The following is a 22,635-nucleotide window of genomic DNA, read 5'->3' as shown; positions in this document are numbered from 1 at the left end:
TATGAGCGGCGTGAACGACGCCGCCATCAAATTCGGGCCCGCCCTCGTGGTGGTGCTGGTCCTGCTCGCCCTCGCCGCCACCGCGGTCGTCCAGGCCGGGGGCCTCGGGCGGGGCCGCGACGTGCTGATCGCCGCCGTCCGGGCGGTCGCGCAGCTGGCCCTCGTGTCGTTCGTGATCACCGCCGTGCTGCGCTCGGTGCCGCTGACCGGCCTGTTCGTGCTGCTGATGTTCGGCATCGCCGCGGTGACGTCGGCGCGCCGCGCCGGCCGCTGGGCGAACCTGCCGTGGACGGCGCTGGCGATCGCGGCCGGCGTCGTGCCGGTGCTCGCGCTGGTCCTCGGCGCCGGGGTGGTGCCGCCGAAGCCGATCGCCGTCGTGCCGATCGCCGGCATCGTCATCGGCGGCGCGATGACCGCGACGTCGCAGGCCGCCCGCCGCGCGCTCGACGAGCTCAAGGCCCGCTACGGCGAGTACGAAGCCGCGCTTGCCCTCGGCTTCCTGCCCCGGCCCGCCGCGCTGGAGATCTGCCGCCCGTCGGCCGGCCACGCGCTGATCCCGGCGCTGGACCAGACCCGCACGGTCGGCCTGGTGACGCTCCCGGGCGCGTACGTCGGCGTGCTGCTCGGCGGCGCCGGACCGCTCCAAGCGGGGCTGACGCAGGTGCTCGTGCTGATCGGGCTGCTGGCCGCGGAAGCCGTCTCGATCCTGGTGACCGTGCAGTTCGTCGCGGCCGGGAAGCTCAGCCGAGCGGCGTAGCCAGGTGGGCGGTGTCGTTGAAGCGCCGGATGATCCAGGTGTCGCCGTGGACCACCAGGTGCGAGATCGAGCCGTTGTCCGCGCCGAGGAACGCGAACCGCTCGACCGAGCGGCTGGCCTGCGCGAACACCTCGCCGATCACCCCGCCGTGGGTGAACACGGCGACGCGCTGGTCCGGGTGGGCCGCGGCGATCCGCGTCAACGCGCCGCGCAGCCGGGCACCGAACGCCTCGTCGGACTCCGCGCCCGGGATGACGTCCCAGCGCTGTTCGGCCCACAGCCGCTCGACGACGGGATGGCCTTCGGCCGTGTACTTGCGGAAGAGCCCGTTCTCCCAGTCGCCCAGGTGGATCTCGCGCAGGTCGCGCTCGACGACCGGGGTCAGCCCGAGCTTCTCCGCCAGCGGCGCGGCGGTCTCGGCCGTGCGCCGCAGCGTCGTCACGTAGATCGCGTCGATCCGCTCGCCGGCCAGCCGGTCGCCGACACGCCGGGCGTGGTCGCGGCCGTCCGGCGCGAGCTCCGGGTCGGCCTGGCCCTCGACCAGGGTGAACGGGTTTTCGCCACGCGCGGGAGCCGACTCGCCGTGCCGCACCAGGAAGATCTCCGTCGCGCCCGGCGGCGGGCTGAAGCGGTGCTGGCGGTATTCGATCTCCTGCTCGGGCGTGCTCATGGCCCCGACACTAGCCGAGCTGCTTGTCCACGAAACACCACCGCCACGTCTCGCCCGGCTCGAAGCTGCGCATCACCGGGTGGCGGGATTCGTGGAAGTGCCGGGTCGCGTGGCGCCGCGGCGAAGAGTCGCAGCAGGCGACGTTGCCGCACTTCAGGCACATGCGCAGGTGCACCCAGGTCGTGCCCTCTTCGATGCACGCGGTGCACGCGTCGGGCGAGCTCGGCTCCTTTTCGACCCACTCGTGGGCCAGGTGCTTGCACGACCCCGCCGTCGCGGCCGGGGTGCGCAGCTCGCGCCCTTCGACCTCGGGTTCTTCCTCGTCGCGGTCCAGCATGGACTCTTCGATGTCGAGCCGCTCCAGGACTTTGCGCAGGACTTCGTCGTCGGCGCTGCCGCTGTCGCGGGCCTTGAGGAACTGGCGGCGCTCGACGTCGAGCAGCTCGAGCCGCAGGCGGCGGTAGGCGTCGCTCGGCGTCTCGGCCAGCGCGCTCTGCCGGCCGAGCTGCTCCCACGCCGAGTCGGCGCGGTGCTGCAGCCGGTCGCGCAGGCGCTGGATGATCTCCGGCGGGTCGTCGTCCGTCCGGATCTCCTCGAGCTTGGCCAGCGCCGCGCTGGTCATGTCGTGCAGGACGGCCGCCTCCTGCAGGGCGTCCTCCGCCGGGTCCGGCCGCGGCAGGCGCAGCTTCCGGATCAGCGGCGGCAGCGTCATGCCCTGCACGGCCAGGGTGCCGGCCACGACGACGAACGCGGCCAGCACCAGCACGGCCCGCTGCGGGGTGTCCGCGGGCAGCACGAACGCCGCCGCGAGCGTGACCACACCGCGCATGCCCGCCCAGGCGATCACGGCCGAGTAGCGCCACGGCCAGATCTTGGCCCGCGGTTTCGCCGGCAGCAGGCGCCGCTCCAGCCGTTTCACGGTGCCGATGCCGGCCATCCACAGCACACGGGTGAGGATGGTCGCGCCGAGCACGGCGACGCAGATCCAGGTCAGCATCGCCAGCGACAGCCCGGTCTCGCCGACCTCCGACAGGATCCGCCGCAGCTGCAGGCCGATGAGCAGGAAGACCATGTTCTCCAGCAGGAACGCGATGGTCTGCCAGTTCAGCCGGGACGCCAGCCGGGTCGAGCCGGACAGGATCTGCGGGGCCTTGTGGCCGAGGATGAGCCCGGCGATGACGACCGCGAGCACGCCCGAGCCGTGGATCGCCTCGGCCGGGATGTAGGCGATGAAGGGGACGGCGAACGACAGCGCGGTGTCGAGCACCGGCTCGTTCAACCGGGCGCGGACGAAGGCGGCCGCGAACCCGACGACGAGCCCGACCACGGCGCCGCCGATGGCCGCGCGGAAGAAGTCGGCGCCGACCTGCCACAGGCTGACCGACCCGGCCAGCGCCGCGATGGCCGTGCGGAGGGCGACCAGCGCGGCGGCGTCGTTGAACAGGCTCTCGCCTTCGAGCAGCCGGATCAGCTTGCGCGGCATGCCGACCCGCCGGGCGACGACGCTGGCGGCGACCGCGTCCGGCGGCGCCACGACGGCGCCGAGCGCGATGCCGCCGGCCAGCGGAAGGCCGGGGATCACGGCCCAGGCGACCAGGCCGACGCCGAGCGCGGTGAACACGACGAGCCCGACCGACATCAGCCCGATCGCGCTCCGGTTCTTCCGGAAGTCGATCAGCGACGTCTGGATGGCCGCCGAGTACAGCAGCGGGGGCAGCAGGCCGAGCAGCACGACCTCGGGGTCGAGGTGGTACTCGGGCACGCCGGGGATGTAGGAGGCGACGACGCCGACGACGATCAGGCACAGCGGGGCGGACCAGTCCAGCCGCCGCGCGACCGCGCTGACGACGAGGACGGTCACGACCAGCGCCACTATCTCTGCCGCGATGTGCACGGGGTAATCATCACCCCGTGGTCGCGGCGTGCGTCACCGGGCCAGCTCGGTGAGCACCTCGGCGACCAGCTGGGTGTCCATGTACTCGGTGATCTCGCGGATCCGGCCGTCCTCGACGCGGAACACGAAGCAGTAAGCGTTGTCGTACCGCGCGCCGGTCTTGGTGGCGACGCTGCCCCGCGTCTCGACCACGACGACGTCGTCTTCGGCGACGAACCGGCTCGCGGTGCTGGTGTAGGTGCCGTCGAACTGCTCGCCGAGCGGGCCCAGCAGGTCGCGGCGGACCGAGTCCTTGCCGCGGAAGCTGCCGGACCAGCTGTTGTGGCCGCTGACCGTCCAGGTGACGTCGTCGGCCATCGCGGCGACCAGGGGCCGGATGTCGCCGGTGCCCCAGGCGTCGAACGCGGTTCTCAGCAGTTGCTTGTTTTCGGCTGCGCTCATGGCTCGTAGTCAACACGCTGGAGCGCGCTCCAGGGCAAGTTCGTAGGCTGGGCCGCGTGACGACGGTGGAGATCGCGGCCGGTGCGCTGCGCGGGTCCGAACGCGACGGGGTCCGGACGTTCCTGGGCGTCCCCTACGCCGAGCCGCCAGTGGGGGAGCTGCGGTTCCGCGCGCCCCGGCCGGTACCGCCGTGGACCGGGGAACGCGACGCGGCGAAGTGGGCGCCCCGCGCGCCGCAGCCCGAGCTGACCGGTCGCGGCTTCACCGGCGACGAAGACTGCCTCTACCTGAACGTCTACGCGCCCGAGCCGCCCGGTTCGTACCCCGTGCTGGTGTGGATCCACGGCGGCGGGGGCGTGATGGGCGCGCCGCACCAGTTCGACGCGTCGGCGTACGCGCGGCGGGGTGTCGTGGTCGTGACCGTCGCCTACCGGCTCGGCGTGCTCGGGATGCTGCACCTGCCGGGCGTCGCCGACTCGAACCTGTCCCTGCGCGACCAGGTCGCCGCCCTCGAGTGGGTGCGGGACAACATCGGTGCGTTCGGAGGCGACCCGGGGCGCGTCACTCTGGCCGGGCAGTCCAACGGCGGCCGCACGGTCGGGACGCTGCTCGCCGTGCCCGCCACGCGCGGGCTGGTCCACCAGGCGATCGTGCAGAGCGGCACCGGCGTCGGCTCGGTCGTGCACACCCCGGCCGAAGGCGCGGAGATCGCGTCGGCGGTCCTGTCGGAACTGGATGCGTCGCCGGATGACTTGGCGACGCTGCCGGTGAAGCGGATTCTCGAAGCGCAGCAACGGGTTTCGGCGGTGTCGGGGACCAAAGTGACCTACCGCGTGGTCGTCGGCGACGAGCTGCTCCCGCGTCCACCGCTGGAAGGCGTGCGCGAGGTCCCGCTGCTGATCGGGACGACGGCCGACGAAGAGGACCTGTTCAGCTGGCTGCAGTCGGGCGGCGCGAAGCTGCTGGGCGTCGGCTCGACGATGCTGGACGCGTCCGCGGTCGAGAAGGCCGTCGCGGCGTATAACGACCTATTCGGCTGGCCAGAGGACCAGATCCGCAACCGCGCGCTGACGGCGGGGGACTGGTGGATCCCGGCGATCCGCTTCGCCGAACGGCAGCCGAACGCGTGGATGTACCGCTTGGACTGGCGCATCGCCCCGCGCGGCCGCGGCCTGGGCGCGGTGCACGGCCTCGACCTGCCGCTGATGTTCGACGACATCCGCAACCGCAACTGGCGGTTCCTCTTCGCCGGCCGCACGTTCCCGGCCGAGCGGATGCAGGCGGTCGCGACGGAGATGTTCGAGGCCTGGGTCCGGTTCGTGGCCACCGGTGACCCGGGCTGGCCGCGCTACACGACGGCGGACCGCGTCACGCGCCTCTTCGACGACGTCTCGACGACGGTGTCCGACCCGGACCGCGAGCAGCGCCTCCTCTGGGACTGAGCCGGGGCGGCGCGAAACCGCCCCGGCTCGGGCCTAGACGGTGATCTTGTCGACGTTCGGGCCGCCGTTGGCGGTCGTCGCGGTCGCCTTGATCTTGTTCGTTCCGGCGGTCAGGGTCACCGGGATCGTGACCGTCTGCCAGGTGTCCCAGCTGCCGGTGCCGCCGAAGGCCACCCCGGACGCCACCTTCGTACCGTTCACCGTGATGTCCATCGGCCGGTTCACCGTGGTGCCGTTGGCGAACCGCAGGACGACGTTCGCGCTGCCCGCCGCGGCCGCGGGCACGGTGAACTCCACCGCGCTGCCGGTCGCGTTGTCGTAGTTGACGAACCCGGTGCCGGTGAAGCCGGTGTGGTTGGACTCCACGACACCGTTCGTGATCGTCGCGTCCTCGGCCTGGTAGTCCGCCGGGTTGCCCGGGCCGGGGTCGACCGTGCCGTCCGCCGGGATCGTCTTCGTCCCGGTGTTCCAGCCCGCGACCCGCACGGACGGCTTGGCGCCCTTGAGGTCCGCGGTCCGGTACGTCGCGTCAACGTGGTCGACTCGCCCGGCCAGAGGCTGACCTGGTTGTCGGTCCACTGCACCGGCAGCACCGGTGCGCCCGCCGCGCCGACCACGTGCGCGTCGACGAAGAACGCCGGCACCTTGCCGGACGCCGGGTTCGTCAGCGTCACCTTGGTCGTCGTGGTGCCGTCGCCGTTGGTGGTCGTCGTCGCGGTCGACCCGAGCGACACCTGGGCCAGGCCGGTCAGCCCGGACAGGTCGGCGTACGACGTCGTCGGCGTGTAGTACCAGTCGCTGTTGGCCCAGTCGAGCGTGTCGGCCTTGGTGGACAGCCAGTAGACGTTCCGGCTGACCTCTTTGCCCGACGAGTCGGTGAGCACCAGCTTCGCCAGGTACGTCGTCGACAGCCCGCTCACCGAACCGATGGTCAGCGCGGTCGTCTTGGCGCCGTCACCGCCCACGGACACGGCCTTGGACTGGGTGAACTTCTCCGTCCCGTCGAGGTTGTAGAGCTTCACGGACGCCGTGAGGCCCGACGCCGCGTCGTGGTTGTGGTTGACCACCACAACGGACTTCGTGTCGTACGAGTACTGGATGTGCAGCGGCTCGTTCGCCTTCTTGGCCCCGAAGTAGGAGCCGTTCTGGTCGAGGTAGGTGTCGAACAGCTGCCAGTGCAGCGACGTCCAGCCGCTGTTGAGCATCCAGTAGATGATCCCGGTGGCCGGGTTCGAGCTGTCGCTGAAGTTGCGCGAGTGCGACTCGAACTCGGCGCGGACGTTCTCGTACTGCGCCAGCTGCGCCTTGCGGACGAAGTCGTCGAGGCTCGCCGGCTTGCCGTACCGGCCGGTCAGCGCGTTGCCGAACAGCTTGAGGTTGGCGAACGTCGACGACGAAGACCGGTGGTACTGCGCGGCCGACGGGTTCTTCCACAGCGTGTCCAGCTCACTGGACGACATCATCCGCTTGAGCGTGTCCATGGTCGGGATGTCCGGCCCGGCGCTGGTCTCGGAGTTGAAGCCCCACGCGCCGCCGAGGTCGCTGTGCGCCTTGTCGTACCAGTAGTTCGGCGGGACGTAGTCGTACGGGCCGTTCATCTTCATGCCGGACGACCCGAGCTGCGGCGACGACTTCGCCGACGCGGCCGGGACCACCGGGGTGGGCCAGTCCGCGGCGGACAGCGCGTCGAGGTAGTTCTTCTCGATCGTCGCGTCGGGGGCGAAGTCGCTGCCGATGAGGAAGGAGATGACGCTCGGGTGGTCGCGCAGCCGCTCGGCCTCCGCGGTCATCGACGCCTTCGCGACCGGGTAGTCCGCGGCCGTCCACGTGTCACCCGGTTCGCTGCCGTTGACCTGGCCTTCCCACTTGTCGCAGCACTCCCAGCCGGGCAGCGTCAGCACGCCCATCCGGTCGGCGAGGTCGAAGAACTCGTCCGGCTCGATGTGTCCCTCCAGGCGTACGGTGTTGAGCCCGAGGTCCTTGACGTAGGCGAGCTTGTCCGCCGCGTACTGCTCGTTCCAGCGCAGGAACAGGTCCGGCGAGTAGCCGCCGCCCTTGATCAGCAGCGGGCGCCCGTTGATCGTGTACGCTCGGCCGCCGCTGGAGTTCTTGTTCGCCGTGACCTGGCGGACACCGAAGCTCGAATGCGAGGTGTCCGACGCCGTCCCGCCGACAGCGGCGGTCAGGTCGAGGTCGTAGAGCGGCTGCCCGCCCATCCCGGCCGGCCACCAGACCTGCGGGTTGTCGATCCCGACCACGCCGAAGGTGACGGTCTTCTTCTCCTTGGCGGCCAGATTCACGGTCTGGCTGATGGCCTTGTCGGCGACCGTGCCGGAGACCGTCGTGCTCACCGCGGCCGCGGAGTCGTTGCGGACGTCGGCCTTCACCGTCAGGTCGGCGTGGGTGGTCCCGGTCAGCTTCGTGACGACGTGGCCGCCGCGCAGCGCCACCGGGCCGCTGCGCCGGACGAGGACGTCCCGCACGATGCCCATGTTCTGGTCCGGCGGGGTCTGCGCCCAGTCGATCCAGCCCATCGACAGGTCCTTGTTCGGGTCGTTGGGGTAGATCTTGAACGCGACGCTGTTCGTGCCGGCCTTCACCAGCGCGGTGATGTCGAGGTCGTGGCGGGTGTAGGCGCCGGTGACCTGCGTCTTGTCGGCGACGCGCGTCCCGTTGACCCAGACGTCGGCCTTGGACAGCACGCCGCTGAAGTCGAGGTAGGTGCGCTGGGTCGTGTCGGGGACCGTGAGGTCGGTGCGGTACCACCACGGGACCTGGAAGTCCGCGGTCGGCACGTTCTTCATGTTCGTCGAGTAGAACGGGTCGGCGTACTTGCCGTTGGCCAGCAGGCCGGCGTAGACGGTCGAGCGCGGGCCGACCGGGTACCAGCCGGACGTGTTGTACCCCGGCTTGGACACGGCCGAGTCGTCCGTGACCTGCGCCGACGTCTGGATCAGGAAGCCGGGGACGGCGGTGGCCGGGCCCGCGGCCGCGACGGCCGCTCTCGCCTGCTCTTGCCCGGTGGCCGCCGGGACGCTCGCCCCGCTCACGGCGACGGCGAGCACCGCCGCCGCCACGAGGGTCCGGGTTCTTCTCTGCCGATAGCTCACTAGCGCGCCTCCTAGGCACCACGGCGGCGTGGGGACAGCGGGACCATCGTTAGGGAACTTTCCTAACAATTGCGGACGATCGTAGCGGTCCGGTCACGCCGGGAACAGGGGCGAATCGGTCAGACCCGCGTAGTCCGCCACGCCGCCGCGGCGTGCAAGGCCAGCAGGAGGGCAGCGAGCCGTCCTCCCGGATCCGCTGCGGAAGTGCCTCGCTGAGCGGGACACCACGGCGCTGATGACCGGGAGCGGGTCGCCGCGCATGCCGCGATCGGGCCGTTGAAGAGCAGGCGGCCGCGGCCCGCAGGGGGAGGAGTGCGGCACGGTGGCTTTGAGCGCGGGCGGCAGCCGGTAGGGCTCCTCGGCGGAGGCCTGGCGTGGGGCGGGTTTCAGGCTTCCGCGTCGAGGTAGACCCACTGGCCGTCGGTGCGGCGGAAGCGGCTGTTCTCCTCCAGGAAGCCCTCGCGGCCGTGGTGGCGGTAGTGCGCCCGGAACTCGACCGTGCCCTCGGTGTGCAGCAGGCCGCCGCCGGTGCGGCCGAGGATCTGCAGCCGCGTCCACTCCTGGCCGGGGTCGAGCGCCAGCCGGCGCGGGCGGGTGTCCGGGTGCCAGGTGCGCAGCAGGTAAGCCGTGTCCCCGACGGCGAACGCGCTGAACCGCGAGCGCATCAGCAGCTCGGCCGTCGGCGCCGCGAGGCCGCCGTCGTGGAACCGGCCGCAGCACGCGGCGTAGGACTCGGCGAGGCCGCACGGGCACGAAGTCATCCCGGAATCATCCCACGGCGGCCGCGACCGTCTACTGAGGACTAACCGGCGTTGACCGGCTTCCCGGACTCCCGCGCCTCCTGGGCCCCGCGCACCGCGAGCCGGTCGGCGCGCTCGTTCTCCGGGTGCCCCGCGTGGCCCTTCACCCACAGCCACTCGACCTCGTGCACGCCGGCCGCCGCGTCCAGGCGCTGCCACAGGTCCGCGTTCTTCACCGGCTCGCGCGCCGCCGTCTGCCAGCCGTTCTTCTTCCAGCGCGGCAGCCACTGCGTGATCCCGTTGCGCACGTACGTGCTGTCCGTGAACACGCGCACCTGCGACGGCCGGGTCAGGCTCTCCAGCGCGCGGATCGGCGCCGTCAGCTCCATCCGGTTGTTCGTCGTCGGGGTGGCCTCGCCGCCGTACAGCTCGCGCTCGTGCCGCCCGTAGCGGAGGACCGCGCCCCAGCCGCCCGGTCCCGGGTTCCCGCTGCACGCGCCGTCGGTGAAGATCTCCACGTCCACGCGGCGACCCTACCGGTCGCGACCCTCGCCCGGAGCCGCCACGCCGGGTTACGGTGAACCTCCGGAGGGGAACCATGAACGGGCACGACGACACGGGCGAGGGCGCGCTCCTCGCTTACCTCGCCGATGCCGATCGCGAGTACCTCCTCGGCCGGGGCACCCGCCGCCGGTTCCGCGCGAACGACGTCGTCCTCATGGAGGGCGACCCCTCCGACCACGTCCACGTGCTGGTCTCCGGCTGGGTCCGCGTCTCCACGATCGTCGAAGACGGCCGCGAGGTGCTCTTCGGCCTGCGCGGTCCCGGCGAGGTGCTCGGCGACCTCGCCGCCGTGACCGGCCGGCCGCGGTCGGCGTCGGTGCGCGCGATCGAACCCTGCACCGTCTTCCAGCTGACCGGCGCGGAGTTCGTCGACGTCCTGCACGCCCGCCCGGAAATCGCCATCGCGACGATCAAAACCGTCGCGGCCCGGTTGCGCAACGCCGAGTCGGCCCGGGTCGACTCCGCCGCCTTCGACGTCAGCCGCCGCGTCGCGGTCGTCCTGGTCAGGCTGGCCGAAGAGCACGGCAAGCGCGTCCCGGAGGGCGTGCTCATCGAGGCCGCGTTCTCGCAGGAGGACATCGCCTCGCAGATCGGCGCCGCACGGCGTACCGTCGCACGAGCGTTGCGCGTGCTGCGGGAGCGGGGGATCGTCGAGACCGGCCGCCGCCGGATTCTGATCCGCGAGCCGCGCGTCCTGCGGGCCTTCGCCCGTTCTGAGCCAAACGGCACACAACACCCGTGACAACGGGCATCTGAGCGCACCCCCTCCCAGCGGCATCCTGGGTTCCGGCCGGAAAAGAAACTGATGCCGACCGGTCGGAAAAAACGGATGCCGGCAGCCGGAATTCCCATTCGAACGAGATCGGGGCGTGTTCCGCACGCGTCAGACGACTTCCGTTCCGATCTCCGTCCCGGCCCGGGTGCAGCGATGAGGAGGTGTGTGTGATGGAGAGCCACTCGATCTGGGCGCTGATCTTCGGCGCCAACTGACCCGCGGCGGCCCGGCCGGCAGGCTCGTGGGGGGTCGGCCGGCCGGGTATTCCGCGAATGCGGTGTCCACGATTTGTCATATCCGCGCGGAATCGCGCTTGGTAATGTGGTCGTTCGATTCCGCCGGGCACGGGAGGGGGTGGGATGCGGCCGGAGAACTCCTTCCCGTTCGTGCGCGAGCTGAACGAACTGCGCCGCGGCCGCGGGCTCGACGCGGCCGACCTGCACCAGCGGATCGGCCCCTGCCTGCGCGAAGCGTGCGAGATCACCGCCGCCGACCAGCCCGCCGCCGCCCGCCAGAAGCTCGTGCTGCGGCTCACCGAGCTGTGCGGCCGGCTGCCCGCCGACCTGCGGCTGGCCGCGCTCGCGGCGCTCGGCCTGCACGAAGAGGCCGCGGGGGAGTTCCTCGACCGGCGGATCTCCTGGCTGGCCAGCGTCCTGGACCGCGACCCGCGCACCGCGCGCCGCCGGATCGACCTCGCGTTCCGCCGGCTCGACGAGCTGCTGGGCGCGCCCCCGGCCGGGCGCGACCTGCACCCGCTGGCCGGCTGGTACGTCGAGTCGATGAAGGCGCGGCTGCGGCTCGACCGCGACCCGCCGGACCTGGAGGAGGAGCGCCGGATCGTCGCGGAGGTCGACGAGCTCGACGAGCTGGTGCTCTCGTTCAGCGTCCCGGCCGAGCCGGGCAGCGACCCGGTCCCGGACATCACCGCCGACGTCCTGTTCGGCGGCGAGGTCGTCGAAGCGCGCCAGGTTTCGGTCAGCCACGCGCAGTTCATCATGCGGCTGCCCAGCCCGTTGCGGCTGGGCCAGCGCCACGAGTACGGGATCCGGTTCGCACCGCGGCGCACGTCGCTGCGCCCGTACTACGTCATGACGCCCCTGCGCCGGTGCGAAGAGTTCTCGGTGCGGGTGCGGTTCGACCGCGCGGCGCCGCCGTCGCGCGTGTGGCGGCTCAACGGCGTGCCCGGCCGCGTCATCGACGACGGCGTCGACTCCGGGGACGCGCTGACGGTCAACCGGGTCGGCGAGGTGGGGCTCGAGTTCCACGACCTGCACCAGGGACTGAGCTACGGCCTGCAGTGGTCCTTCGACCCCCGGGAGGACTGAGCGGGTCATGCGCACCGTCCCGGTGGCCGCGACCGTCGTCCGGATCGGGATCGTCTCCCCGAGCCGCGGCGGCACCGCCCGCGCGGTGCACCTCGGCACCACCCTCGACGGGGTGCTGGACGAGGTGTTCGACCGCGTCCCGGAGCCGTACCGCACCCCGACGTGGTACCGCCGGCCGGAGGGGGACAACACGACGCTGGTCATCCCGCCGACCGTGCCGCGGCCGTGGGTGGCGGGCGAGTTCGCCGGCGAGCTGGCCGCCGCGCTGCGGCGCCGCAACCGCCACCTAAACGAGTTCGGCCGGCTGCGGCTGCGGCTCGCGGCCGACCACGGCGACGTCGTGCTGCGGCCGCCGAACTTCGGCGGTGCCGCGGTCGCGCTGGCGGTCTGGCTGTGCGAAGCCGAGGTGCTCAAGGCGGCGCTGGCCGCGGCGCCCGAGCTGGACCAGCTGCTGATCGTCTCCGACCGGTTCCACGAGGCGCTCGTGGACGGCCCGGGGTTCCGGCGCGTCGTCGTCCCCGCCGGCGGCGAGCGCGAAATCGCGTGGCTGCGGACCGGTCCGGATACTGGGACGCGGAATACCGCCACCGGCGGTGGGTTGGCACCGTCGTAGCCGACGGAAAAGGGGCCCGCGATGAGCACGTTCACGAGCGAGTGGCAGGACTGGAAGACGCGGCGCGAGGAGGACCTCGCGGCGCCGCACGGCTGGCTGGCGCTGGTGTCGCTCGACTGGCTGACCGACGCCCCGCGCGAGTACCCCGGCATCCCCGGCCGCTGGTGGCAGGACGCGGACGCGGCGTACGTCGACCCGGCCGGCGCGTCCCTGACACACGAGGGTTCGCCGATCGCCGAGACCCGCCGGTTCGAGCTGGTCAACAGCGGCGCGGGCACGCGGGTGCTGGCCGGCGACGTCGAGATCGAGGTCGCCCGCCGCTCGGGGTACCTGATCCGCGTGCACGACCCGAAGGCCGAGGTCCTGCGCGCTTTCCACGGCGTCCCGGCGTACGAGCCGTCTCCGTTCTGGGTGCTTTCGGGCCGCTTCGAGCCGTTCGAGTCGCCGCGCCCGACCACGGTGGGTGCGGTGGTGGAGGGCCTGAGCCACGTCTACACGGCGCCGGGCGTCGTCCACTTTTCCTTTGGCGGGCAGCAGCACACGTTGACGGCGTTCAACGGCAAGGACGGCGGCTTGAGCATCCTGTTCACGGACGGGACGAGCGGCGTCACGACGTACGCGGCGAACCGTTCGCTGCCGGTGGCCGCGCCGTCGCCGGACGGATCGGTGACGCTGGACTTCAACCGGGCGGTGAACCTGCCGTGCGCGTTCACGGACTTCGCGACGTGCCCGCTCCCGCCGGCGGGCAACCACCTGCCGTTCGCGGTGGAGGCGGGGGAGAAGATCCCGCACGAACGCGGGTGACTCCCCCGCCCGCCGTCAGTGGGCGACGTCGATGACGACGCGGTTGGGCGAGGTGAGCGTGAAGACGTTCACCGCGGTCCGCGACCGCACCCCGAGCCCGACCAGCAGATGCGCCTCCCAGTCCCCGATGACGGCGACGGCCATGACGTTGGAGAGGTTCCGCGTCCGGAACTTGGCGGGCCCGGTGTAGGTGGGATTCCCGTTGTCATCGTGCGCGGCGGCGTACGGCACGCTGACGTTGATGAAGTACTCCCCGGTGAGCCACACGATTTCGCCGCTCGGATCGGCGGTGAGCTCGTCGACCAGCTGGTACCCGGGAGTGGGCGCACTCCCGGGCCCGAGGTCGAGCACGATCCGGTCGAACGTGGCGTTGTTCCCGGTCCGGATGGCGGTCAGGGTGGGAACGCTTTGAACGGCGGCATCCGAGGGCACAGCGGCGGCGAGCGTCCCGGCTAGCAGGAGCGCAACGGCGACGAGCGCACGTCTGACGGGTCTGGACATGGGTGGACCTCCTGGAGCGAACCGACGGAAGTCCCAGCGCTGGGTTTACGGGGACGTCCGGTTCGTCCGGGAGTTGCGCCGGAGTCCCGTATCGTTATGCGGCTGCTTCGAACGGTTCAGTCGGTCAGCGGCCGTCAGAGGTCGGCTGTGGTCCTCCGCGACACGTGTTGAAGGTGGTGCGAGGTGGCCATGGCCACCCATCTGGGCACCGATCCCGCAGTGCGATCGCCGGTGCGCCGGCACCGCGTCAACTCGTGGTCGCCCCAGGAGTAGTCGGGCCCGGCGAAGTCGTCTCTCTCGACCAGTTCTTCGGCGAGATCGGCGAACAACTCGGCCGGCACGTCGCCTTGCTCCTTCTTGCGGCGCAGCACCACGGTTTTTCGCGGCACCGTGTAGCAGAGGTACGGGAACGGGCTTCGCGCATCGCCCCCGGAGGCGGGCGGCTTCGGGTGTGTCACGCCGTAATCGCCGTAGTTGACTTCGTCCACGCCACCGGTGCGGACTTCGTTCCAGAGAGTGACTTCCGGACGGTCGCGCACTGTCGTGGCATAGGTGGTTCGAACGGCGGGGATCGATCCGGCCAGAATTGTGGTCGACCCGGGGCCCAGCAGATCCGAAGTGGTCGCGGCGGCTTCGGCCAGCGCGGCGATCTGGGCGGTGCGAAGGTATTCGACGAAGCCGGCGTCGATCACGGCGTGGACCTGGCCGGCCCGCGTGCCGGTCGACCGCATGATCGCCTGAACTCGCTCACCGAGTTCCCGCGCCGAGCGGGCCGGACGGCTGATCCTGATGGCGACGTCGCGTTCTTTGTGGCCGACCAGGGACCGTACCCGGCGCAGTTCGTCGTCCGATGCGTGGAAAGGGACGACCGGAACCGGACCGGCGAAATTGCTCGCGAGCAGCCCGTACTCTTCCAGTGCCGCGGTTTCGATGAGGTTGTCGAGATATTCGAAAACCCCGCCCGGTTGTTGCGCGAGCGGGCTGGTGGGCGCGAGCCAAGTCGTGTCGAGCCACAGGGGCAGACCGATTTCCGCGACATTCAACGCCGCCCGGACGAGCGCGGGCAGCACCTTGCCGCCGTCCGGTTTCACGGAGTCGAGCAGCTCGACCATCACGCGTACTTGCGCGTCCTGAGGGGAGCGCAGCTTCTCCACCGCGCCCAATTCGCCGAGCTTGCATTTGACTGCCACCAGCGGGCGAACACCGTGCATCCGCCTTCCTCCCCGTGGACGGCGATTCAGCTCGAACTTCTCAGTATCAAGCACGGGTTCGCCAAAAGCTGTCCGCTGGGCAGGTGGCAGACATCCACCCTGTGAGTTACGCGGGGCTTGCCGAGAGTAGTTGTGAGCGGTGCTCGCAAGCTCGCTCGGCACGCCCAGCGTCTGCGCTCACCAGCCGCGGTCGCGCCACTCCTTCAGCTTCGGACGTTCCGCCCCCAGCGTCGAATCGTCCCCATGCCCCGGATAAAACCAAGTCTCATCCGGCAGCTCATCGAAAATCCGCGCCGACACATCGTCCAACAACGACGCAAAGTCCTCAGGCGAAGTGGTCCGCCCCACCCCGCCCGGGAACAGCGAGTCCCCCGTGAACAGATGCGGATGCCCCGAAGGATCGCGGTAAAGCAGAGCGATCGACCCCGGCGTGTGCCCGCGCAAGTGGATCACCGAAAGCGTGACCTGGCCCACCGAAAGCGTGTCCCCGTGCTCCACCAGGAAGTCCGGCGGCACCGGCAACGGCGACGCGTCCAGCGGATGGGCCGCCGTGTTCGCCCCGTTGGCCCCGGCGACCGCGCCCAGCGCCTGCCAGTGGTCCTGGTGCTGGTGGGTCGTCACCACCGTGCGCAACGCCGGCCGGTCGGGGCCGTGGCCGATCAGGTCCGAGATGCGCTCCGGGTCGTTCGCCGCGTCGATCAGCAGGCCCTCGTTCGACGCGCGGCACACCAGCAGGTACGTGTTGTTGTCCATCGGGCCGACGGACAGCTTGGTGATGGTCAGCGCGTCCAGGGTGCGCCGGGTGGCGTCGCCGCCCGGGTCGACGTGCCCCGTGTAGGTCTCCACGATGTTCACCTGGCACACGGTAGTCGTTTCGCTCCAACCGGTTCCACCCGCACAAGCACGCGCCCGCGGCGGCACGTAGGCTCACGGCGACCCCCAGCCGAGCCGAACCCCAGGACGACCGTGCCCACCTCCCCGACGCCGCGCCGGATCAGCTGGGACCTCCTTCGCGTCGTCGCGGTCCTCGCCGTCATCCTCGGGCACGTCACCCACCAGGGGGCACTTCTCCACCCGGAACTCACGGGGTACCCCTTCCGGGTGACAGCGCAGTTCGGCGCCGCCATCCTGCTGGTGATCTCCGCCTACTTCGTTTGCGCCAGCCTCCGCAAGGGCAACCCGCGCCGGTGGCTCTGGAACCGCGTCGCGCGCCTCGTGCCGGCCTACCTGGTCGCCGTCCTGCTGACCTACGTCGTGACGCGGTGGGCCGCCATCTCCTTCAGCGGCCTGCCCTACCCGCCGGGCGTCACGGGGTTCCTCTTCGGGGTCCCGCAGGGGCCGCCCGCCGACCCGTCGCCCTGGTACATCCCGACCGGGCTGGACCTCGTCGCCAACCTCGGCATGGTGCAGGAATGGGGCATCCGGTCGGAGACGTTCTACTACCTCGACGGCTCCTACTGGACGCTGCCGGTGCAGCTGCTGGCCTTCACCGGCGCCGCCCTGCTGTGGCCGCGGTCGTGGCGCACCCACCGGCTGACCGTCGCCCTGCTCTGGGCGCTGATCCTGGTCCCGCTCGCGCTGCGCTTCCTCGTCTTCCCGCCCGGGACGGCGAGCCCGGTCGTCGAGACGTTCTTCTACGGCCTGGGCCTGCACCGGCTGCACGTCTTCGCGATCGGCGTCGCGATCTGGCTGTGGGCGCAGCACCGGCTGAAGACGTGGCACGCCGCGCTCTTCGTCGCCGCCGCGGTGGCCGCGCAGGACCTGCAGGTCTTCCCGTTCCACGTCGCGCTGCCGCAGGACGCGCAGCGCTGGCCGTCCACGATCGGGTTCGCCGTGCTGCTCCTGCTGGTCTGCCTGGCCGCCCGCGGCCCGGACTGGCGGTTCCCCGGACTCGCGCGGATCGCCCCGGCCGTCACCTGGCTCGCTGGCATCTCGTATGGTCTTTATCTGGTGCACCAGGAACTGGGTTACATCCTGGCCCGCGTCCTGCTCGACCTCGGCCTCCCCGGCTGGCTGCGGCTCCCCGTGGTCGTCGGCGCCGCCGTGCTGGCCGGCTGGGCGGTCACCGCGGAGGTCGAACGCCCGGCCCACCGGTGGCTCACGACCCGCCGGAAGCCCGAAGAACCGCAGGTCAAGGACGCGGAACCAGTTTCTGTCGGTGGTGGCTCGTAGCATGGATCGCAGCCACCCGTGCAGCTTGAGACCGGGTCGGCGACTGCAACCGAGAATGACTTGAGAGGACCCTGGCGTGGCTGATCGCCTCGTTGTTCGCGGTGCCCGCGAGCACAACCTCCGCGGCGTGGATCTCGACCTGCCCCGCGACAGCCTGATCGTGTTCACGGGCCTGTCCGGGTCCGGGAAGTCGAGCCTCGCCTTCGACACCATCTTCGCCGAGGGGCAGCGGCGCTACGTCGAGTCGCTCTCGGCGTACGCCCGGCAGTTCCTCGGGCAGATGGACAAGCCGGACGTCGACTTCATCGAGGGCCTCTCGCCCGCGGTGTCGATCGACCAGAAGTCGACCTCGCGCAACCCGCGCTCGACTGTGGGCACGATCACCGAGGTCTACGACTACCTGCGCCTGCTCTACGCCCGCGCCGGCAAGGCGCACTGCCCGACGTGCGGCGAGCCGATCAGCAAGCAGACCCCGCAGCAGATCGTCGACCAGGTGCTCGCCATGGAGGAGGGCACCCGGTTCCAGGTGCTCGCCCCGGTGGTGCGCGGGCGCAAGGGCGAGTACGTCGACCTGTTCGAGAACCTGCAGCAGCAGGGCTACGCGCGCGTGGTCGTCGACGGCACGGTGTACCCGCTCACCGACCCGCCGAAGCTGAAGAAGCAGGAAAAGCACCAGATCGGCGTGGTCATCGACCGCCTGACCGTGAAGGCGGCCTCGCGGCAGCGGCTCACCGACTCGGTCGAGACGGCGCTGCGCCTGGCCGACGGGCTGATCGAGCTCGAGTTCGTCGACCTGCCCGAGAACGACCCGCACCGCATCCGCGGCTTCTCCGAGAACCTGGCCTGCCCCAACGGCCACCCGCTGGCCATCGAGGACCTCGAACCGCGTTCGTTCTCCTTCAACTCGCCCTACGGCGCCTGCCCCGAGTGCACCGGCATCGGCATCCGCAAGGAGGTCGACCCGGAGCTGGTGGTGCCGGACGACGAGCTGTCGCTGGCCGAGGGCGCGATCGCGCCGTGGTCGGGCGGCCAGAGCGCGGACTACTTCATCCGCCTGCTCGAGTCGCTCTCGGAGACCATCGGCTTCCGCATGGACACGCCGTGGCGGCGGCTGCCCGCGCGCGCCCAGAAGGCGGTGCTGCACGGCGTCGACGAGCAGGTCCACGTCCGCTACAAGAACCGCTACGGCCGCCAGCGCTCGTACTACGCGGCCTTCGAGGGCGTCATCCCGTTCCTCGAGCGGCGCCAGGAGCAGACCGAGTCCGAGTACATGCGCGAGCGGTACGAGGGCTACATGCGCGAGGTGCCGTGCCCGGCCTGCCAGGGCACCCGGCTCAAGCCGGAGATCCTCGCGGTGACGCTGCAGCACAAGACCCGCGGTGACATGTCGATCGCCGAGGTCTGCGCCCTGTCCATCGCCGAGGCGTCGCAGTTCCTCGAGGAGCTGGAGCTGGGGCAGCGCGAGGCGATGATCGCCGGGGCGGTCCTGAAGGAGATCCAGGCCCGGCTGCGCTTCCTGCTCGACGTCGGCCTGACGTACCTCTCGCTCGACCGCGCGTCCGCCACCCTTTCGGGTGGTGAAGCGCAGCGGATCCGGCTCGCGACGCAGATCGGCTCCGGCCTCGTCGGCGTGCTGTACGTGCTGGACGAGCCGTCGATCGGCCTGCACCAGCGCGACAACCACCGTCTGATCGAGACGCTGACCCGGCTGCGGAACCTGGGCAACACGCTGATCGTCGTGGAGCACGACGAGGACACCATCCGCTCGAGCGACTGGGTGGTCGACATCGGCCCGGGCGCGGGCGAGCACGGCGGCCACATCGTCCACAGTGGACCGTACAAGAAGCTGCTCAAGAGCAAGGAGTCGCTGACCGGGCAGTACCTGTCCGGCCGGCGCAAGATCGACATCCCGGCGATCCGGCGGCCGATCGACAAGAAGCGGCAGCTGACCGTCGTCGGCGCGCGCGAGCACAACCTGCGCGGGCTGGACGTCTCGTTCCCGCTCGGCTGCCTGGTCTCGGTGACCGGTGTCTCCGGCTCGGGCAAGTCGACGCTGGTCAACGACATCCTCGCGACGGTGCTGGCGAACAAGCTCAACGGCGCCCGCCAGGTGCCGGGCCGGCACACCCGCGTGAACGGCCTGAACAACGTCGACAAGCTGGTGCGCGTCGACCAGTCGCCGATCGGGCGGACCCCGCGGTCCAACCCGGCCACCTACACGGGTGTCTGGGACCACGTCCGCAAGCTGTTCGCCGCGACCACCGAGGCGAAGGTCCGCGGCTACCAGCAGGGCCGGTTCTCGTTCAACGTCAAGGGCGGCCGCTGCGAGGCGTGCGCCGGCGACGGCACGATCAAGATCGAGATGAACTTCCTCCCGGACGTCTACGTCCCCTGCGAGGTCTGCAAGGGCGCGCGGTACAACCGGGAAACCCTCGAGGTGCACTACAAGGGCAAGACCGTCTCGGACGTGCTCGACATGCCCATCGAGGAGGCCGCGGAGTTCTTCGAGCCGATCAAGGCCATCCACCGCCACCTGCAGACGCTGGTGGACGTCGGCCTCGGCTACGTCCGGCTCGGCCAGCCGGCGCCGACGCTGTCCGGCGGTGAGGCCCAGCGCGTCAAGCTGGCCAGCGAGCTGCAGAAGCGCTCGACCGGCAAGACGGTGTACATCCTCGACGAGCCGACCACCGGCCTGCACTTCGAGGACATCAACAAGCTGATCGGCGTGATCAACGGCCTGGTCGACAAGGGCAACTCGGTGATCGTGATCGAGCACAACCTCGACGTGATCAAGACGTCCGACTGGATCATCGACATGGGTCCCGAGGGCGGCTCGGGCGGTGGCACGGTGATCGCCGAGGGCACGCCGGAGCACGTCGCCGGGGTCGAGGCCAGCTACACCGGCGATTTCCTGCGGACGGTGCTCACGGCGGAGTGACGGCTACCGCTTCTTCCCGGTGGTCTGGTGGACCACCGGGGAGAGCGGGCCGTAGTGCAGCGCCCGCACCCGGAACGCCGAGTTCTCCTCGCCGGGCAGCAGCGACAGCGTGCACGTCGTCGCGTTCGGATCGGTCACCTCGACCGGGTCGTAGTCCGGCGCGCCCGGCCGCCGGATCTCCAGCAGGAACCCGGCTTCGTCGCTCGTGCGGTCGGCCCACGTGAACGTCACCGTGTCGCCGGAGGGCACCGCGCGCAGCTCGGTCGACACCGGGCCGCCGAACGGCTGTTCCCGGTAGTAGAACGGCGTCTCCGGGATCAGGTCCGGGTGGTGGTAGCTCGTCGTGTGGGCGGGCAGGAACCGCAGCGTCGTCCACGGCCCCGCCGGGTCGTTCGCGTAGTCGACCCGGTGGCCTTCGCCGTCGTCCGGCCACGTCAACACCACGTCGGTCGGTGACGTCAGCGAAGCGGCGAACGAGGGCGGTGGCGCGGCAGCCGAACAGCCCGCGGCCAGCAGCGCCACCAAGACAAGGGGTTTCGCGGACACGGCGGCTCCCGGGACGAGCGGGGCGGCGGTGCGAACGTGATCAGCTTAGGAACCCGCCCGCACGGCGACAAGATCGTGCCGATCACCGGCACGCACCAATCCGCCGGCGAACCGGCACCGAACCGCGGGAAACCCCGCTGAACCGTTTTCCGCAACCGTCCGTGTTCCCAGGTGTCGAGGTCCGCCGAACGGCGGTGCCGCCCTCACCGAGGAGAGAACGTCATGAACCGTATCCGGCCGGTCGTCGTCAGCGCCTTGGCGCTCGCCGCCGTCGCCACGTTGTCGGCCTGCAGCGAGATGGCCTCCGGGGCGCAGGGTCCGGAACACGGGCAGCCGGGGCACAAGATGCTGGCGGCCGGCTCGGTCACCGGGCTCGGCGCGGTGGTCACCGACGCCGACGGCAAGACGCTCTACCGGTTCGACAAGGACCTCTCGCAACCGCCGACGTCCAACTGCGACGGCGAGTGCGCGACGGCCTGGCCGCCGGTGCTCGCCGGGGTGGCGACCCCGATGCTCCAGGGCATCCAGGAGTCCCAGGTCGGCACGGTGACCCGCAAGGACGGCGGCAAGCAGCTCACGCTCAACGGCTGGCCCTTGTACCAGTTCTCGGGTGACCGGGCACTGGGCGACGCGAACGGCCAGGGGGTCAACGGCACCTGGTTCGCGATCGCCCCCGACGGCAGCAAGATCACCGCGGCCAGGGCTTCCGGGTCCTGACCGACGACGGTTCTCCGGGCAGAACGAGGAAGGACGGGCAGCCGATGAACACCATGGTCGCGCTGCGCTCGGCGCACGCACCGCCGGTGGAGCTGAGGGTTGCAGTACTGTCCTCGCCGACTCAGAACACCGTCGGGAGGACGAGGGTGGCCATAGGAGGCAGGCGGCCTAAGAAGGCCAAAGGCGAGGACCTGATCCGGCAGCTTTATGCCGAACACGGGCGAAGCCTGCTGGCCTACGCGACGAGGCTGACCGGTGATCGGGCGGCGGCCGAGGACGTGGTCCAGGAGACGCTGGTCCGAGCGTGGAAGCACGCGGACGACTTGCAGAACGACGGGAAGGGCTCGGTGCGCGGCTGGTTGCTGACCGTCGCGCGCAACCTGGTCACCGACCGGGCCCGAGCCCGGGCGGCGCGGCCACAGGAGGTGGCCGAACCGGCCGAAGGCGTGCCGACGCCGGCCGTCGAGCGCGATCACGCCCAGGGCGTGGTCGACTCGATGACGGTGCTCGGCGCGATGGACGGCCTGTCGAACGAACACCGAGAGGTCCTGGTGGAGATCTACTACCGGGGACGGACGGTGGCCGAAGCGGCGAGAACACTGGGCGTCGCGCCGGGTACCGTGAAATCAAGGTCTTACTACGCACTGAGAGCACTGAGAGCAGCGATGATTTCGAGCGGAACGGAGGTGGCGCGATGAACTCGGTCGACGAGAGTCACACGCAGCTCGGCGCGTACGCCCTCGGCGCGCTCGACGCGAACGAGGCGGCCGACTTCGAGCGGCGGCACCTGCAGACCTGCGCGCAGTGCCGGTTCGACCTGAACGAGCTCGTGGCGTTGCGCGAGTCGCTCGACGAGGTACCGCCCGAGGCGTTCCTCGACGGGCCGCCCGAGGGCGGGGACCTGCTGCTGCAGAAGACCCTGCGCCGGGTGCGCGACGAAGAGCAGTCGGCGCCGGTCCGCTCCGGCCGTTCGTCTCGCCGGGGCCTGGCCCTGGTCGCGGCGGCCGTGCTGGTGGTGGCCGCGCTCGGTGGCGGGATCCTCGTGGGACGGCAGACGGGTGGCGGAAGCGAGCCGCTCGCGATCCCCGCGCCGCCGACGGAGGTGCCCGGCACGAAGAGCGTCGAAGGGCGTGATCCGACGACCGGCGTGCAGCTGGCCGCGTCGGTCAGCCCCTTCCAGGGCTGGGTCCGGGTCAACGTCGCCGTGAAGGGCGTCAAGGCCGGGGAACAGTGCCTGCTGCAGGTCGTCACGAAGGAAGGCCAGGCGGTCACCGCCGGCAGCTGGAAGGTGTCCCAGAAGTGGGAGAGCTCGGGCTTCACGCTCGACGGTTCCGCTTTGGTGGCACCCGAGGACGTGAAGTCGGTCGACATCGTCACGGTGGACGGCCGGAAGCTGGTCTCGGCCCAGGTGTGAC

At 70.9% G+C, this 22,635-nt stretch carries 20 protein-coding genes and 1 pseudogene; 11 read left to right on the top strand and 10 right to left on the bottom strand.

The genetic code is table 11. From position 1 onward, the window contains the following. The first annotated feature begins 10 nt into the window (after positions 1-10). A complete protein-coding gene (locus ACZ7OH_RS43665; protein WP_470286297.1) occupies positions 11-757 on the top strand; it encodes an ABC transporter permease in 747 nt (248 codons plus the stop codon). Here ACZ7OH_RS43665 and ACZ7OH_RS43660 read toward each other — a convergent pair. The 3 genes from ACZ7OH_RS43660 to ACZ7OH_RS43650 are packed head-to-tail and all read right to left on the bottom strand — an operon-like array spanning position 741 to position 3,762. Then, a complete protein-coding gene (locus ACZ7OH_RS43660) occupies positions 741-1,427 on the bottom strand; it encodes a histidine phosphatase family protein (protein ID WP_400905726.1) in 687 nt (228 codons plus the stop codon). The genes ACZ7OH_RS43665 and ACZ7OH_RS43660 overlap by 17 nt on opposite strands. Positions 1,428-1,437: 10 nt before the next feature. After that, positions 1,438-3,321, bottom strand: coding sequence for a Na+/H+ antiporter (locus ACZ7OH_RS43655; RefSeq protein WP_470286296.1), 1,884 nt, complete (start codon positions 3,319-3,321; stop codon positions 1,438-1,440). Positions 3,322-3,354: 33 nt separating this feature from the next. Beyond that, complete coding sequence (locus ACZ7OH_RS43650; protein ID WP_470286295.1) at positions 3,355-3,762, bottom strand: nuclear transport factor 2 family protein; 408 nt, start codon at positions 3,760-3,762, stop codon at positions 3,355-3,357. A gap of 56 nt (positions 3,763-3,818) precedes the next feature. Here ACZ7OH_RS43650 and ACZ7OH_RS43645 point away from each other — a divergent pair, with 56 nt between their 5' ends. Then, entirely contained in the window at positions 3,819-5,204 is a 1,386-nt protein-coding gene (locus ACZ7OH_RS43645; RefSeq protein WP_470286294.1) for a carboxylesterase/lipase family protein, read from the top strand. A 33-nt stretch (positions 5,205-5,237) separates the two neighbouring features. Here ACZ7OH_RS43645 and ACZ7OH_RS43640 read toward each other — a convergent pair. The 3 genes and pseudogenes from ACZ7OH_RS43640 to rnhA form a co-directional block, all read right to left on the bottom strand. Beyond that, positions 5,238-8,314, bottom strand: a pseudogene (locus ACZ7OH_RS43640) (glycosyl hydrolase 2 galactose-binding domain-containing protein). A gap of 386 nt (positions 8,315-8,700) precedes the next feature. Beyond that, positions 8,701-9,075, bottom strand: coding sequence for a YchJ family protein (locus tag ACZ7OH_RS43635; RefSeq protein ID WP_470286293.1), 375 nt, complete (start codon positions 9,073-9,075; stop codon positions 8,701-8,703). A 41-nt stretch (positions 9,076-9,116) separates the two neighbouring features. Next, a complete protein-coding gene (gene rnhA, locus ACZ7OH_RS43630; RefSeq protein WP_400905743.1) occupies positions 9,117-9,578 on the bottom strand; it encodes a ribonuclease HI in 462 nt (153 codons plus the stop codon). Between the two features lie 74 nt (positions 9,579-9,652). Here rnhA and ACZ7OH_RS43625 point away from each other — a divergent pair, with 74 nt between their 5' ends. The 4 genes from ACZ7OH_RS43625 (at position 9,653) to ACZ7OH_RS43610 (ending at position 13,135) form a co-directional block, all read left to right on the top strand. Then, on the top strand, positions 9,653-10,360 hold the full coding sequence (locus ACZ7OH_RS43625; RefSeq protein WP_470286292.1) for a Crp/Fnr family transcriptional regulator: 708 nt from the start codon (positions 9,653-9,655) through the stop codon (positions 10,358-10,360). A 392-nt stretch (positions 10,361-10,752) separates the two neighbouring features. Continuing rightward, positions 10,753-11,718 (top strand): hypothetical protein, encoded by a 966-nt coding sequence (locus ACZ7OH_RS43620; RefSeq protein WP_470286291.1) that lies wholly within the window; start codon positions 10,753-10,755, stop codon positions 11,716-11,718. Between the two features lie 7 nt (positions 11,719-11,725). Next, positions 11,726-12,331 carry a hypothetical protein gene (locus tag ACZ7OH_RS43615; protein ID WP_470286290.1) on the top strand — a complete coding sequence of 202 codons (606 nt, stop codon included), beginning with the start codon at positions 11,726-11,728 and terminating at the stop codon, positions 12,329-12,331. A gap of 21 nt (positions 12,332-12,352) precedes the next feature. Next, on the top strand, positions 12,353-13,135 hold the full coding sequence (locus ACZ7OH_RS43610; protein ID WP_470286289.1) for a DUF1684 domain-containing protein: 783 nt from the start codon (positions 12,353-12,355) through the stop codon (positions 13,133-13,135). 15 nt (positions 13,136-13,150) lie between these two features. Here the strand turns inward: ACZ7OH_RS43610 and ACZ7OH_RS43605 are convergent, their stop codons facing one another. From ACZ7OH_RS43605 to ACZ7OH_RS43595, 3 genes are all read right to left on the bottom strand, one after another. Continuing rightward, entirely contained in the window at positions 13,151-13,636 is a 486-nt protein-coding gene (locus ACZ7OH_RS43605; protein WP_470286288.1) for an AMIN-like domain-containing (lipo)protein, read from the bottom strand. Between the two features lie 134 nt (positions 13,637-13,770). Continuing rightward, complete coding sequence (locus ACZ7OH_RS43600) at positions 13,771-14,847, bottom strand: beta family protein (protein ID WP_470286287.1); 1,077 nt, start codon at positions 14,845-14,847, stop codon at positions 13,771-13,773. Between the two features lie 177 nt (positions 14,848-15,024). Further along, complete coding sequence (locus ACZ7OH_RS43595) at positions 15,025-15,702, bottom strand: MBL fold metallo-hydrolase (RefSeq protein WP_470286286.1); 678 nt, start codon at positions 15,700-15,702, stop codon at positions 15,025-15,027. Between the two features lie 111 nt (positions 15,703-15,813). On the opposite strand from ACZ7OH_RS43595, the gene ACZ7OH_RS43590 reads away from it, so the two are divergent. Together ACZ7OH_RS43590 and uvrA are read left to right on the top strand one after the other, a co-directional pair. Next, the gene (locus ACZ7OH_RS43590) at positions 15,814-17,019 is read left to right on the top strand and encodes an acyltransferase family protein (protein ID WP_470286285.1); all 1,206 of its coding nucleotides are present in this window, start codon (positions 15,814-15,816) and stop codon (positions 17,017-17,019) included. Positions 17,020-17,095: 76 nt separating this feature from the next. Further along, positions 17,096-19,957, top strand: a complete 2,862-nt coding sequence (gene uvrA, locus ACZ7OH_RS43585) for an excinuclease ABC subunit UvrA (RefSeq protein WP_470286284.1) — start codon at positions 17,096-17,098, stop codon at positions 19,955-19,957. Positions 19,958-19,960: 3 nt separating this feature from the next. Here uvrA and ACZ7OH_RS43580 read toward each other — a convergent pair whose 3' ends face one another. Next, a complete protein-coding gene (locus ACZ7OH_RS43580) occupies positions 19,961-20,503 on the bottom strand; it encodes a fibronectin type III domain-containing protein (RefSeq protein ID WP_470286283.1) in 543 nt (180 codons plus the stop codon). Positions 20,504-20,725: 222 nt separating this feature from the next. Between ACZ7OH_RS43580 and ACZ7OH_RS43575 the strand changes: the two genes are divergently transcribed. The 3 genes from ACZ7OH_RS43575 to ACZ7OH_RS43565 all read left to right on the top strand — a co-directional run bounded on the left by ACZ7OH_RS43575 (position 20,726) and on the right by ACZ7OH_RS43565 (position 22,634). Continuing rightward, the gene (locus ACZ7OH_RS43575; protein ID WP_470286282.1) at positions 20,726-21,220 is read left to right on the top strand and encodes a hypothetical protein; all 495 of its coding nucleotides are present in this window, start codon (positions 20,726-20,728) and stop codon (positions 21,218-21,220) included. 146 nt (positions 21,221-21,366) lie between these two features. Continuing rightward, a complete protein-coding gene (locus tag ACZ7OH_RS43570) occupies positions 21,367-21,918 on the top strand; it encodes a sigma-70 family RNA polymerase sigma factor (RefSeq protein WP_026469270.1) in 552 nt (183 codons plus the stop codon). Next, the gene (locus tag ACZ7OH_RS43565) at positions 21,915-22,634 is read left to right on the top strand and encodes an anti-sigma factor family protein (protein ID WP_470286281.1); all 720 of its coding nucleotides are present in this window, start codon (positions 21,915-21,917) and stop codon (positions 22,632-22,634) included. Before ACZ7OH_RS43570 ends, ACZ7OH_RS43565 begins: the two co-directional genes overlap by 4 nt. The last annotated feature ends 1 nt before the right edge of the window (position 22,635 follow it).

The sequence above is a fragment of the Amycolatopsis sp. NPDC114478 genome, from assembly GCF_055633805.1.
The sequence above is the reverse complement of the archived record's forward strand: the minus strand, read 5'-3'. Positions and strand labels throughout refer to the sequence as shown.